Genomic DNA, 12,629 nt, shown 5'->3' with positions numbered 1-12,629 from the left:
TTTTATTTGATTTCAGTAAGAAGACTTGATGCTTTCTGGCGTGATTTTTCCTCAGGCACCTCTTCTGGATAACCTATATGAAGGATCGCAGCAAACCGTTCGTTTTCCTTTAATCCCATGTCTTGTTGAAAGCCTTTGTCGTATAAAATACGTCCGCTCTTCCATACCATACCGATCCCTTGATCCCACGCAAGCAGCTGAAGATTTTGAATGAGCGCGCTGACAGCGGCAAAATCATCATTTCTCACTACAGGGTTCTCGTCTTCTTTTAGCACGACAAGTAAAAGCGCCGGAACCTTAGAAAAGTATTCTCTGTATTGATTGATTTTTTCTTCTTTTGCATCTGGGTTGTTGCGCTGAAAGAAAGCAATGAAGCGCTCTACAAAAGTCGCTTTGGCTTCATCCGTCACCGCATATAAAAAGCGCCACGGCTCCGTGATTTTATGATTAGGTGCATAGACTGCATCCTCTAATAGCGGCTGAAGCTGCTCAATCGTCACCGGTGTGTCTTTGAATTTTCGAATCGATCGTCTATATCTGACAGCGTCTCGAACCGTTAACGCTTCTGTTTGTTGTTTCATTTCTGGCATAAATGTCATCCTTTCAATCAACTTAATTGAAATTGATTCTCATTCACATTATAAACGTCATCGCGTGCAGTTGCAAATCAAGTATCTCTTCTCCCCGTCTGCTAAATAGTTGTTTGACTTTTTCAAGTAATGTTACAATCATATTACGTTTTAAACAAATTTTGAGAAAAAAGCCAAGATGATGAAATGATTTTCAAGTATTCCCATTTTGTCTGATCTTGTTTTTTTGTCAAAAGGCTTTCAACCATGATTGGAAGGGAGGCTTCTGGATGGAATGAAAATTAATATTGGACAAATCATTAAACTCTACCGTTATAAACAAAATATGACCCAATCTGAATTGGCAGAAGGAATTTGTTCTGTCTCTCATTTAAGTAAAATTGAAAATGGCTCAAAGGAGGCCAATCAAGATACGATCAATCTGCTGCTTGAACGGCTTGGCATCAGCCAAGAAAAGCTGTCACAAAAGGCGCGTCATCTGCTGTCACTTTTGGATGAGTTTCAAATGAATATGTATTTCTATGCTCTCGATCAGGCTGAACAAAATGCAGAAATGATCATTCAGCACGAGGAGCAGTTCTTTTCGCTCGATTTAGGCATTCAGTATCATTTGTCTTTATTTCAATTTTATTTACTAACGGATAAACAGCCGCTTGCCTTAAAAACACACCGCGTGCTCAAAAAATTCGAAAAAACCTTTATTGAAACGGAAAAAGAAATTTTTGAATATCTTGACGGCATTCATCAAATTAAAATTGGTCAGCTTGAAGATGGACTGAAAAAGCTTGAAAGCTGCTTTTCCTACGCTTCAGTTGAACAAAGTGATTTGTATTATCACTATGCAAAAGCACTTGGAAACTTGGGACAGCTGGGTGATGCGCTTGAAGCGACACATCAAGCGATGGATTTATATAGACAAAAGAACAATTTCAAGCGGATTATTCACTGTACACTTATTCACGGCGTGATCTCACTTGAACTAAAAGCCTATCAAACTGCGAAGAAATATATAAAGGAAGTGATTTTGCACACGTCCCTTCACCCTGATGCCTTTATTAAAATGTCCGCTTATTTTTATTACGGGGTGCTCTTAAAACGTGAAGGTGATTTCTCTTCAGCTGTGCCTTATTTATTAGATTCACTCAATTACTTTAATCAAGAACAGATAGAAGATCGTTACTGTGAAACGCTATATGAGATTGCGACACTATATGCTGAATATGACCGCAAAAAAGCACTTCCCTACATACACGAGCTGTTAAAACAGCCTCGTATTCAGCCAAACTGTTTATATATGATCAAAATCTATAAATTGATGATTGAGGAAAACCCTCTTGATTTGAAAACCTATTTGGTCGAAGCAGCCCTTCCTTACTTTGAACACAATGAGCTGCACAGTGAATATTTGTTTGCTCTTAGAACCTTACTTACCTATGCAGGTGCTGAGCTTGATGAGCAGACGTATCAGTCCTATACAAAGAAGCTTCTTGATCATTTAGCGGGATATCTTCCCTATTACAAAAAAGCATGACCTTCTGCCGATCGAAGGTCATGCTTTTTCTATTTATTAAATGGTCTCTTGTTGATCTGTGTCATGATGGTTCACCCGTTTGACAGAATGAATATACCGTCTTTTTGCAAAGAAATCGTACGCATGCTGTCCAAAGCCAAGCCAAATACTGAGCAAGATGAATGGGACCGTTCCCCATAAAGCAGGGATATGGCAGGCCATACGCAGCCAAGTATAAATCCCTGAATTCTTCTGATTTTTGGCTAAAGAAATAGACACGATTCGTTTTTCCGCCTTCTCTTCACTGATTTTATTCAGCCTGAGCAGCTGCGAGTGTCTAAAGGATTCAAAGTGAATCCGATTTTTCCAATCGAGTGATCTTAATAAATCAATCATTTTTGCACATGCAGGACTTTGTCCGTCATAAAACACAAGCAGCCTCAGTGATTTAATGGAACGCTGTTCTCTTTTTTTCGATTCAGCGAGCTTCTTTTTTTCTTGATCGAGATAAATGATTTTTTTCATAAATTGATCGCCTGTCCTTTTCCGTCATTTTTTTAGTTCGTTCAAAGGAGATTACAACTAGATTACTATAGTTGCTGGGCCTCTTGTATTGGGAAAAAGCCAACCATTGTGCGTTATATGAGCCTTTGGATAAGGGCAAAATCATTGATTTTATGGCATATATGAGGTTTTTCAACTAAAAGTGGTTGGGAAAATCGTGGTGCTTTGCGGTTTTCTGCGGTATTTGATAGAATTCTGCGGTTTTCTACATCTTTATGCGGTGGTTTTGTAGGTAAAACGCAAAAACAAGATAAAAAAAGACTACTTCCCATTGCGGCGAAGTAGTCTTTTGGTTTATATTTTTGCCAAAACTTCTACTATTTCTTTCTCAATATCTTTCCATAAGTAACGGTCGGTCGTATAGTGATGTGCGGCTTCTTTCGCAAATACTTGAAAAGCTTCTTCAAAATCAGGTGCATCTTTGTCCGGTTTTTTCTCATCGACAAAGCGCTGTGCTTCTGCTGAGCGAGGTCCCCATTTGCCCACTTCATTCCCGTCCTGATCAATGATGACGATAATCGGAATCGATCTTGCGGTCCCGTTCGTTAAATACTGATCCATCAGGTCTAGATTCTCATCCCGAATGAAATAGCGCACATCAATGAGTGCTTCATTTGCAATACGCATGAAAATCGGGACATTGACCATCGCATCTCCGCACCAATCCGCTGTGATGACAAGCGCTCGGAGCTTTTTCTTTTGCAGCTTTTGAAGCAGCTCTTTTTCTTTTTGATGAATTGCATACTGGTTGTACACCGTGAGCAGATTTTCCCGGTTTTTCTCCATGTTGTGTACATATGTACGTTCAGCTAATCCCTTTGTAAACCATTCATTTAATGTCATATGAACATCCCCCTTACCCTTCAACTTTACCACTTTTGCTATTCTTTTGTCTAAAAAAACCTTCACCTAGTGAAAGGTAAAGGTCTTTTGGTTTATGGACGCCGCTTTCGATTTGGGTCCATCCCGATCAGCTTGGTGACTAGCACCATTGTGACAGGCAGTGACGTATTCTTTTTATACGCTAAATATTTCCCGCGCCATTCAGGCTTATATTTCTGTTTAAATGACCGTAAACCGCTGAAGCTGTACATGTATCTGACATTGTTGAAAATAACACTCGCCAAACGCTCCGTGAGAAAGGACTGATGGAACGTCCCCACATTCGATAAAGGTGCCATTCCCATGTTAAACGATTTGTAGCCTCTTTCTTTCGCCCATTGAAACAGGTGGATAAACAGCGCATCCATCATCCCGTTCGGTGCATCATGCATATGACGCATTAAATCGATGGAAATCTCCCCTTCTTGATACATCGGCATCAATGATACAAAGGAAATGATCTGCCCTTGCTCATCCTTTAGAATCGCAATCGGTGCTTTTTGAAGATAGTCTTCTTGAAAATAACCGAGCGAAAATCCTTTTTCTTTTTTCTTTCCGAGCCAGCTGTCAGAGATCTGTTTTAAGGTGGAGATCAACTCATTTGAAAAGGGAGGTTCCAGCATTTCAAAGGTGTAGCCTTCTCGTTCAAATTTATTCGCCACAGCTCGTAAATTTGATTTTTTCTTACCTGACAGAGTAAACGTTTCTAAATCGACCATGGCTTCTTCCCCAAGCTTAAAGAAGTGAAAGCCTAAGTCATGATAAAGAGCCATCCCTTCTCGTTCTACTTGATAAAAAGCGACGCGGTAGCCGGCTTTTTCTGTCTCCTGTAAAAACTCTTCAAGTACAAGCGGATAAGAAGCCTCACGTCCAGATGGATCTCCGAGCACAATGACGCAGCGGCCAATTCGCCCAAACTGAAGCATCGCTTCTCCATCACTTGAGAAAAATAGTTTTTTGTCGCCTAAAAAGCCAAGATGACTGAGGGCATTTCCGCCCTTTTCTTCTAAAAACGTTTTTAATTTTTCATCATCTGCTTTTTCTCCAATCGGAAAGGCTTTCTTATTAAAAATCAATTTACTAATGAAGAAGAAAAGCGGTACACCGATGAGAGCGATCATGCTTGTCATCGTGATATGCCGTTCATTATGCACCAAGTAATCCTTACTCAAGAAATGCCCGATTTTTGTCCAAATAAAGTTGCCAATCACATTATAGTTAAAGAGCACGAATAAATAACCAGCGGCAGCCGTCACAAACTGATTTAAGGAGTAAGGTGCCTGCTGCTTCACAAATTGATTTCGAAGAGAGAAAAACACAGCCATGATGACTGGCAAAATAAAGATCAGACTGAGGTTAAACCCCTTTAACAAAGTAAACACAAAACCGCCTGCTAAGGAGATCATTGTCAGCACGTACGATCTTTTCGTTCTTTTATACACTTCAATGGACAAAATCATCAGAATGATTCCGAACATTAAAGAAAGACCATTAAATCCTGATAACAGAAAGCGCGGAATGCTGGTAATCACACCTAATCGATCAACTGGAAGCACAACAGATGCCATGATAAGCAAGCCGCTTCCAAAGGTTAAAATCGATAAAGATCCGTACAATAAACGGATTAATAAAGCACGGTGCAAAACAATTAAAACGTTCGTTGTTTCAATGGCAGGTGCCATTTTCGGATTGCCTTCAAGACGTCTAAGCGTCGTTCCCGTTAAATCGTAAGCAGCTAGACAAAGCCCTAAAATAAACGGGAAAATCGAGTACACGAAACGGTACAAGACGAGCGCCGTCAGCACCATCTCTTTATCAAAACCAATGTATTGCATGCTCAGTAAAAAGATAAGGTCAAACGAACCAAAGCCGCCCGGAACCATACTGATTAAACCGCCGATTGACGCAATCGCAAATACACCTAAGACAATTCGGACATCGACATTCATCCCCATAGAGACGACAGCCATGTACATGACAAGTCCAGCTGCCAGCCATTCTAAAAACGATGCTCCGATATAAGCGTAAATTGGATGCTTCAGTCCATTTTCACCGCTCTCAATCGAGCTTTTTCGAATGGATGCCATGACGATATATATCGGTACAATACAGGCAAAGATAATGACAAATGCCCATAGCCACGGCTCCTGGCTGATAATACTTTCAACTGGAAGCACCCTGACCAAGATCAAATCACTGAAAATAGATAAGCCCAAAAGGACAGAGGAAGTCAAAAGGGCAATGCCTTTCAGCAATTTTTTCGTATCTGTTATGTACTCCTTATAGAGAAGCGTTCTAAGCCCTGCTCCTGATAGACCGCCAAATCCAAGAACACTGTTAAAGGAGTTTGCAATCCATGAAATGCGTATCGTTTTCCAGCCGCTGATCGGCATATTCAGGCTTTTTCGTAAAATAAAATCATATAAGGACATCGATAAAACCGCGACAAGTCCAAGAAAGACAAGAATAAACAAGTCCATTCGGTTCAAGCTGTCAATAATATAAAACGTCTTTTTAATGGAAAGTCCGCTCAGCTCCTGCTTCGCGACAAAAATTAAGACAAGGATAATGACGATCGGAAAAAGCATTTTTAAGATCGTCATACCCGTTTTTTTGTTCCACATGTTTTTCCCAACTTTCTAGGTTGCTTCATTATTTCAACTGAACATTATTATACAACAAATACCACTTGATTCATGCAGTTTAACATTTAAAAGCTTGACGAACCTTTCAATTAGAAGTAAAAATCAGTAATATAAAGAAAAAGAGCCGCTTAAAGGAAGTGAACAAGCGTGGAATATAATATTCATGACACCACCGTATTAAAAGAAGAGATTCTATCTCCAGAAGAAAAAAAGACATGGGTTCTTTATATGAAAGTGCTCACAGCTGCAGGTCTTGGAGATGTTTCTGAATGGATGAAGCTTGATATGAGTATGCCTCAAATGAAGGTGCTCATGCTGCTCAATAACCATGGCTCTCTCAAAGTATCCGAAATCGCTGAAAAAATGGGCGCTTCTTTGTCCAATATGACAGGCCTGCTTGACAGGTTAGAACAATCTAACTTTGTCGTGCGAAAGCACTCTGAGCGTGACCGGAGAATCATTGTCGTAGAGCTGACAGAGGAAGCGAAAAATATTTTCAGAAGTATTTATCAAAAAGGACACGAAAAAATCAAAAATTCCCTGCAGCGGCTCAATGACGAGGAAAAAGAAAAAGTCAATGAAGGCCTTGCTATCTTAGAAAAAGCACTGCGTCCTGAACGCGGCTAAATATGAAAAGGAAAAAAGACGGTCACTTGAGGTCCGTCTTTTTTATTTCTTCTACTTGTTTATCTGAGAGGACGAAATTTTTTTGAAGAACTTCCCTGTCATCCCATAAAAGATAGGCTAAGCCAATGATGAGAAAAAAGATGCTGATCCACGTACCGCCAGGAAGCAGCTGTTCAAGTTCCTCAATCGTTCTTTCTGAGCCTAAGCTGTTACTATAACGTATCTCAAAAAGAACATATTTCGCTATATAAAACAATCCCGCCATACAGATAAACATGGCGCCGACAATTCTTCTACCAGACATGCGTTTACTCCTTTAATTCCACTGATTTCTTTTGATTAATTCCGTGATATGGGCAAGGTGATGTTTTGAATGCCAAACGTACATTCCTGCTGCATTATATAAGGACACCGTTTGTTGATCGGCAGGGTGATAATAAGAAGCGTTGAAGTCATCCTCTGACATTCCCCGCAGTAAAGTGACCCACCTGCGATGCAGACTGCTGATCAAAGGCAGGGATAAACTAATGGGCGCCTTGCTGTCAGGAAGTGAGGCAAATCCCTCCTGATCATATGGACGTATGTCCGGTGTATCTTCTGTCAAAGCAAGTTTGAATCGTAAGTATGCATTCAGATGGCTGTCTGCTACGTGGTGAATGAGCTGACGAACAGTCCATCCTCCCGGCCGATAAGGTGTATCAAGCTGCGCATCTGTAAGCGGTGCAGTCACCGCTTCATACTCTTCGGGGATTGCAGCCAGCTGATCAATCCATGCTTCAAGCTGTGCTTTCGTTTTTGTTTCAACCGGTTCATATAAGCCAATCGGATATTGTAATGACGTCATACGTTCTCCCCTTTCTCAAATCCTTCAAGTACAAATTTGCCAATCATCTTTCCATGCTCAAGTGTTTGATGTGCCTGCTTCAAGTTAGCAGCATTGATCGGACTGAGAACCTTTGTTAAAGTATGCGTTATTTTTCCCTGCTCAAATAACTCACCCGCCTCTGTCAAAAGCTCATGCTGTTTGATCATGTCCGCTGTTTCAAACATAGGGCGTGTGAACATGAATTCCCATACAAATGCCGCACTTTTATTTTTGAGTAATTGAATGTCTAGGTTGTGCTGGTTTTCGACAATGGTACAGATCGTTCCTTGCGGTTTGATGGCTTCTGCCATGCCTTTGAAATGTCCATCTGTATCATTTAAGCATAAAATAAAATCCACTTCGCCGATTCCTTTTTCCTCTAGCTGCGCTAAAAGCGGCTGATGATGATCAATGATATGATCGGCACCTAAGGACAGACACCACTCTTTTGTTTCTGGTCTTGATGCGGTAGCGATCACAGTTGCCTTCGTTAATTTAGCTAGTTGAATGGCGATAGAACCAACACCGCCTGCACCACCAATGATCAGCAAGGTTGAGCCTTCAGCATTCCGCTTCATATGCATCCGGTCAAATAAAGCCTCATAAGCCGTAATTGTTGTAAGGGGCATTGCGGCTGCTTCTGCAAAGGATAGATTGGCAGGCTTTTTCGCCACAATACGTTCATCCACAAGCTGGTATTCACTATTCGAGCCTTGACGCGTAATATCTCCCGCATAGTATACGTGATCACCTGGCTGAAACAATGTACACGATTCACCCACTTCAACAACCGTACCGCTTGCATCATAGCCTAGTATTTTCAGTTTTTCTTCCTTCTGATCCTTCGGTGATCTCACCTTTGTATCAACTGGATTCACGGACACAGCTTCTACCTTCACCAGTACATCTCTGCCAGACGCTTTAGGCTTTTCGACCTCCTGATCCATCAGGCTTTGCTCATGCTCAATCGGCAAATACTCCAATAGTCCAACTGCTTTCACTCGTTCGCACTCCCCTTCTCCATTCTTTCTTTCCACATTTTATCATAATTTTCTGATGTTTATGGCTGGATCAAACGAATGACGGCACATTTATGACCTTTTCAGGGCGTTTCGCTCCCTCGCCATGTATGAAGGACGTGCCTTTTGCAAAGAAGGAACATAAGTGAACCAGCTGCTCGTTTTAAAAAATAGCTGAACGTAATAAAACTGGACGTGCTGGAGAAAAACAACGGTCAATAGAAAAAGAGTGAATGAGAGTGTAGATAGATCCGCCCTTCCTTGTATCCATTCATTGATCAAAAGAATCACAAAACCGAGGATGATGAGCTGTTCAACTCTTTGCACGAGCTGGCTAAGAAGCTGCCCGCGTTTTAATAAATCACCAGACTGGTGCTTTCTAATTTTTCTCGATTTGTAGAACCAAATGATACTTTCTGCTAAGTTATGAGTTATAAATAGTGCAATAAGCGCTATCGATAAAGGAGATGGGTGATAAAAAATGGGGACTGCAAATGGGATCACAAGAAAATAAATGGCAATCAATGCGTGTCTGACTGATAAGAGAAATAGGTCTTTTTCTATAGATGTTTTCATGTGTTTCACCTCCGTATGTACTACGTTTCAATTGCCAAAATGTTCCCCTTCGCTATCAAAAAAGGATGCCCCAAGAAGGCATCCTTTTCATGAATCAAACTTAAAAAGCAGCGCTTAGTACGACAGGGCCTTGCGGGAGCTTGTTATCCTTTTTCGGTTCAAGTGTAACAGCCACGGTATCCCATGATTCGCCTGCTTCTTTTTCAGATAACGCATAGGTGACGGTTCCTTCCCCCTTGTTATCTGTTTTAAAGGCACCGGCTGGAACCGGCTGATCTCCTTTAATAAGCCACACTTGATAAACAGCAGATGAATCAAGCTGACCCTTTAAGCCGTCTGCACTCACCACAAGTTCTTTTTTACCGTTATGCTCTATTACTGAAAAAGCACCTGTCGTTTTTGGTGATGCGGCCGATGCCAATGATTTTGTGGCAACAACCCTGACAGGTTCTTCCGCCTGTTCTTTTCCATTCGATAAGAAATACACATTTCCAGCTGCTGATATGAGAAGCAGTGCCGCAACGAGCGGTAAGAGCCACTGGTTTCGTTTCTTTTGCAGCGGTTTGATTTCGTTTGGCTCAGGTGCAGCCTTGAGCTCTTTTTTATGGCTGTTCTTTTCTTCGACTGTCTCTTCTTCAAACACCTGGGATAAAATACGGTCTTTCATCCCTGCCGGAGGTGTTTGGTCACCTGCTAGAAATGGAATGTCAGACATGAGCGATGTTAATTCTTCAAGCTCTTCTTTGCAAGCTGAGCAGTGCTTGATGTGCTCTTCAAATTGCGTTTTTTCTTCTCCTTGTAAATGCCCGTTGAAATAATCAATCACTTGATGTTTACACTGAGTCATGCCTCTTCCTCCTTTCCTCCGCGAGACAGTTTCGATCGCAAATGCTTCAATGACAATCGAACCCTTCCTTTTACCGTACCAATAGGGATGCCCAGCTTGTCTGCGATGCTCTTTTGTGTCATTCCTTTAAAATAGACATCTTCTATGATGGTTTGCTGTTCTTTTGACAATGTAGATACTGCTTCACGTATGATTTGTTTTTCCTCGTTCCATTCTACTTCTTTTGATATATCTTCTTGATGATCAGCTAAATATTCAATATGCTCATCTTCCAAAGCCGTTTCATTCCGGTTCTTTCTTATGAGATCAATGGCCGTGTTGCGTGACATCATAAATAACCACGAGGAGAATTTCCCTTTATCCGTATGATATTCTCCTATGCCGCGCCAGAGCTTGATGAAGACCTCTTGAAGCACTTCCTCCGCGAGCTCACGGTTGCCAGTCATTTTATAAATAAACGAATATAACACACGTTCATAGCGATCGTACAGCACTTCAAGCGAGGGCTTGTGACGATCATATTTGATCTTTTGATACAGCTCAAAATCTTGCAATGTGTCCATGGTCATCTCCTTCCTTTTTCATGAGAAAGAGCATGCGTATTCATCATGAAATCCTTCACGTATTGCTTATCACTCGATTTACTGAAATAAGCCTACCTTGTACTTTACTCTTTTTTCAAGGAGAAAAAAAGAGCGCTGAAAAAGGGAAGTGTGCTCCTCATGAGAATGTACTTACTTTACGACATAACAGACCATTTGGATCACTCGTGGTACAAAAGTCAAGAATCCATGTGTGACCACTCTCTGATCAGCTGATTTTAGCAAACTCTCGTCTCCCTCTCAATTCAATTGAGGTAGAACGCATTCTTTCCTCATGTCATAATAGGGTGTAAATTGGAGAAATTGGAGTGTCCGTATATGATGGTGACGATTGTTCTTTTTTTATTAGCAGGTTTAGCAGAAATTGGCGGCGGCTATTTGGTATGGCTTTGGCTGCGTGAAGCAAAGCCTGTCAGCTTCGGAATCGCCGGCAGCCTCATCTTGGTTGCATATGGCATCATTCCGACCTTCCAGCAGTTCCCGACTTTCGGACGGGTTTATGCTGCCTATGGCGGTGTTTTTGTCATTCTTGCTGTATTCTGGGGCTGGTGGGTCGATCGAAAAACACCTGATCTATATGACTGGATGGGTGCTTTGATTTGTTTGGCTGGAGTCAGTGTGATGTTATTTGCGCCTCGCAGTTAATGGACCCATATAAAAAGTGCTGCCACATGCGATGCGGGCAGCACTTTTGCTATGTTATTTGAATGATTTAACGAGCTCCAGCCGTTTGTAATTCTTTGTTTTTCTCTTTAAAGCGTTCGTTATGAGAGGAAACGTACGCCACTTTTTCAGCTTCTGGTTCGATGTACAGCTTTGCGCTATTCAGTGCATTGACTCCATCAACAAACGTGCCGGCAATTAAGCGGACCTTGCTTTTATGTGTACACAAGTCGCCTACCGCATAGACGCCCGGTAAATTGGTTTCCATTTTTTCATTAACCTCGATCAGTCCCCATTCACCTTGCTTGAGGCCCCATTCTGATAGCACGCTTAAATCGCCTTTCATCCCGTGATTGACGATCACAGCATCTGTTTCGATTCGTTCTTTTTCACCTGTCTCTATGTTTTGAATGGTGACCGCAGCAATTTTGTCGCCTTGACCATGCAGCTCTGTTAGTTCATGCGGGGTTAAAATTCGTTTGCAAGTTGCCTTCATGTTGGCGACGTTTTTCTCATGTCCGCCAAACATGTCTCGGCGATGCACGACGGTGACACTTTCAGCAATCGGTGCAAGAGCATTGGCCCAGTCAACCGCTGAGTCGCCGCCTCCAGAAATCACAACCCGCTTCCCTGCAAATGTCTTGAGCTCCTGGACAGTGTAATAAAGGTTTGTCACTTCATAGCGGTCTGCATCCTCGATTTCAAGTTTCCGCTGAACTGGAATGCCGTGACCCATCGCTAATATGAGGGTCTTTGTCAAATGACGATCACCATTTTCAGCCGTCAGCAGGATATGATTATGTTCATCTCGCTCGAATGACGTGATTTTTTGATTCAGTGCAATCTCTGGTTCAAATGTTTTCGCCTGTGTTTCCAGCTGCTGTATCAGCTGTTCTCCTCTTGTTGGCGGCAAACCGCCGACATCCCAAATGACCTTTTCAGGATAAAGAAGGATTTTCCCGCCAAGGCTTTCGTTGTACTCAAGTACTTTCGTCTTTAAGTCCCGCATACCACTATAAAAGGCGGTGTACATGCCTGCTGGACCGCCGCCAATAATGGTAACGTCAAACAATTCAAGCTGATCTGTCATTTGAGTCCCTCCAGTTTTCCATCGAATGATCTATTTTTCAGTGATATTGATTCTCATTATCATATGTACCTATTGTAGTCTACTCTAGTGAAGGGAATCAATAGCTTTCTACAAAAAAAGAACAGGACGAGCGCTCACTCGTCCTGTCA

At 41.7% G+C, this 12,629-nt stretch carries 14 protein-coding genes; 3 read left to right on the top strand and 11 right to left on the bottom strand.

Going from position 1 to position 12,629, the window contains the following annotated elements; all coding sequences use genetic code 11:
• Positions 1 to 2: 2 nt before the first annotated feature.
• The gene (locus NSS65_RS04095; RefSeq protein ID WP_046314306.1) at positions 3 to 590 is read right to left on the bottom strand and encodes a nitroreductase; all 588 of its coding nucleotides are present in this window, start codon (positions 588 to 590) and stop codon (positions 3 to 5) included.
• 274 nt (positions 591 to 864) lie between these two features.
• Between NSS65_RS04095 and NSS65_RS04090 the strand changes: the two genes are divergently transcribed.
• A complete protein-coding gene (locus NSS65_RS04090; RefSeq protein WP_034283753.1) occupies positions 865 to 2,121 on the top strand; it encodes a transcriptional regulator in 1,257 nt (418 codons plus the stop codon).
• A 36-nt stretch (positions 2,122 to 2,157) separates the two neighbouring features.
• On the opposite strand, the gene NSS65_RS04085 is transcribed toward NSS65_RS04090, so the two are convergent.
• The 3 genes from NSS65_RS04085 to mprF all read right to left on the bottom strand — a co-directional run bounded on the left by NSS65_RS04085 (position 2,158) and on the right by mprF (position 6,170).
• Entirely contained in the window at positions 2,158 to 2,625 is a 468-nt protein-coding gene (locus tag NSS65_RS04085; protein ID WP_041116252.1) for a DUF393 domain-containing protein, read from the bottom strand.
• Between the two features lie 333 nt (positions 2,626 to 2,958).
• Positions 2,959 to 3,507, bottom strand: a complete 549-nt coding sequence (locus tag NSS65_RS04080) for a thioredoxin family protein (RefSeq protein WP_034283751.1) — start codon at positions 3,505 to 3,507, stop codon at positions 2,959 to 2,961.
• A gap of 92 nt (positions 3,508 to 3,599) precedes the next feature.
• Positions 3,600 to 6,170, bottom strand: coding sequence for a bifunctional lysylphosphatidylglycerol flippase/synthetase MprF (gene mprF / locus NSS65_RS04075; RefSeq protein WP_034283750.1), 2,571 nt, complete (start codon positions 6,168 to 6,170; stop codon positions 3,600 to 3,602).
• A 168-nt stretch (positions 6,171 to 6,338) separates the two neighbouring features.
• On the opposite strand from mprF, the gene NSS65_RS04070 reads away from it, so the two are divergent.
• On the top strand, positions 6,339 to 6,818 hold the full coding sequence (locus NSS65_RS04070) for a MarR family transcriptional regulator (RefSeq protein ID WP_024425228.1): 480 nt from the start codon (positions 6,339 to 6,341) through the stop codon (positions 6,816 to 6,818).
• Positions 6,819 to 6,840: 22 nt separating this feature from the next.
• Here NSS65_RS04070 and NSS65_RS04065 read toward each other — a convergent pair whose 3' ends face one another.
• The 6 genes from NSS65_RS04065 to NSS65_RS04040 form a co-directional block, all read right to left on the bottom strand.
• Positions 6,841 to 7,122, bottom strand: coding sequence for a hypothetical protein (locus NSS65_RS04065; protein WP_034283749.1), 282 nt, complete (start codon positions 7,120 to 7,122; stop codon positions 6,841 to 6,843).
• Between the two features lie 12 nt (positions 7,123 to 7,134).
• The gene (locus tag NSS65_RS04060) at positions 7,135 to 7,662 is read right to left on the bottom strand and encodes a YfiT family bacillithiol transferase (RefSeq protein ID WP_061110586.1); all 528 of its coding nucleotides are present in this window, start codon (positions 7,660 to 7,662) and stop codon (positions 7,135 to 7,137) included.
• Positions 7,659 to 8,684 carry a zinc-binding alcohol dehydrogenase family protein gene (locus tag NSS65_RS04055; RefSeq protein WP_046314304.1) on the bottom strand — a complete coding sequence of 342 codons (1,026 nt, stop codon included), beginning with the start codon at positions 8,682 to 8,684 and terminating at the stop codon, positions 7,659 to 7,661. The genes NSS65_RS04060 and NSS65_RS04055 overlap by 4 nt, the downstream gene beginning before the upstream one ends.
• Positions 8,685 to 8,774: 90 nt before the next feature.
• Complete coding sequence (locus NSS65_RS04050) at positions 8,775 to 9,278, bottom strand: hypothetical protein (RefSeq protein WP_034283746.1); 504 nt, start codon at positions 9,276 to 9,278, stop codon at positions 8,775 to 8,777.
• 100 nt (positions 9,279 to 9,378) lie between these two features.
• Positions 9,379 to 10,125 (bottom strand): anti-sigma factor, encoded by a 747-nt coding sequence (locus NSS65_RS04045; protein ID WP_034283745.1) that lies wholly within the window; start codon positions 10,123 to 10,125, stop codon positions 9,379 to 9,381.
• Positions 10,122 to 10,688, bottom strand: a complete 567-nt coding sequence (locus tag NSS65_RS04040) for a sigma-70 family RNA polymerase sigma factor (protein ID WP_061110585.1) — start codon at positions 10,686 to 10,688, stop codon at positions 10,122 to 10,124. The genes NSS65_RS04045 and NSS65_RS04040 overlap by 4 nt, the downstream gene beginning before the upstream one ends.
• A 357-nt stretch (positions 10,689 to 11,045) precedes the next feature.
• Between NSS65_RS04040 and NSS65_RS04035 the strand changes: the two genes are divergently transcribed.
• Entirely contained in the window at positions 11,046 to 11,372 is a 327-nt protein-coding gene (locus NSS65_RS04035; protein WP_034283743.1) for a YnfA family protein, read from the top strand.
• Positions 11,373 to 11,439: 67 nt separating this feature from the next.
• Here NSS65_RS04035 and NSS65_RS04030 read toward each other — a convergent pair whose 3' ends face one another.
• On the bottom strand, positions 11,440 to 12,480 hold the full coding sequence (locus NSS65_RS04030) for an NAD(P)/FAD-dependent oxidoreductase (protein WP_034283741.1): 1,041 nt from the start codon (positions 12,478 to 12,480) through the stop codon (positions 11,440 to 11,442).
• Positions 12,481 to 12,629 lie beyond the last annotated feature (149 nt).

The organism is Bacillus sp. FSL K6-1006 (assembly GCF_038593175.1).
GTDB lineage: Bacteria > Bacillota > Bacilli > Bacillales > Bacillaceae > Bacillus > Bacillus safensis.
The sequence above is the reverse complement of the archived record's forward strand: the minus strand, read 5'-3'. Positions and strand labels throughout refer to the sequence as shown.

Coding starts and splice junctions, on each gene's coding strand:
- NSS65_RS04095 (WP_046314306.1), bottom strand. CDS start 590: ATGCCAGAAATGAAACAACAAACAGAAGCGTTAACGGTTCGAGACGCT.
- NSS65_RS04090 (WP_034283753.1), top strand. CDS start 865: ATGAAAATTAATATTGGACAAATCATTAAACTCTACCGTTATAAACAA.
- NSS65_RS04085 (WP_041116252.1), bottom strand. CDS start 2,625: ATGAAAAAAATCATTTATCTCGATCAAGAAAAAAAGAAGCTCGCTGAA.
- NSS65_RS04080 (WP_034283751.1), bottom strand. CDS start 3,507: ATGACATTAAATGAATGGTTTACAAAGGGATTAGCTGAACGTACATAT.
- mprF (WP_034283750.1), bottom strand. CDS start 6,170: ATGTGGAACAAAAAAACGGGTATGACGATCTTAAAAATGCTTTTTCCG.
- NSS65_RS04065 (WP_034283749.1), bottom strand. CDS start 7,122: ATGTCTGGTAGAAGAATTGTCGGCGCCATGTTTATCTGTATGGCGGGA.
- NSS65_RS04060 (WP_061110586.1), bottom strand. CDS start 7,662: ATGACGTCATTACAATATCCGATTGGCTTATATGAACCGGTTGAAACA.
- NSS65_RS04050 (WP_034283746.1), bottom strand. CDS start 9,278: ATGAAAACATCTATAGAAAAAGACCTATTTCTCTTATCAGTCAGACAC.
- NSS65_RS04045 (WP_034283745.1), bottom strand. CDS start 10,125: ATGACTCAGTGTAAACATCAAGTGATTGATTATTTCAACGGGCATTTA.
- NSS65_RS04040 (WP_061110585.1), bottom strand. CDS start 10,688: ATGGACACATTGCAAGATTTTGAGCTGTATCAAAAGATCAAATATGAT.
- NSS65_RS04035 (WP_034283743.1), top strand. CDS start 11,046: ATGATGGTGACGATTGTTCTTTTTTTATTAGCAGGTTTAGCAGAAATT.
- NSS65_RS04030 (WP_034283741.1), bottom strand. CDS start 12,480: ATGACAGATCAGCTTGAATTGTTTGACGTTACCATTATTGGCGGCGGT.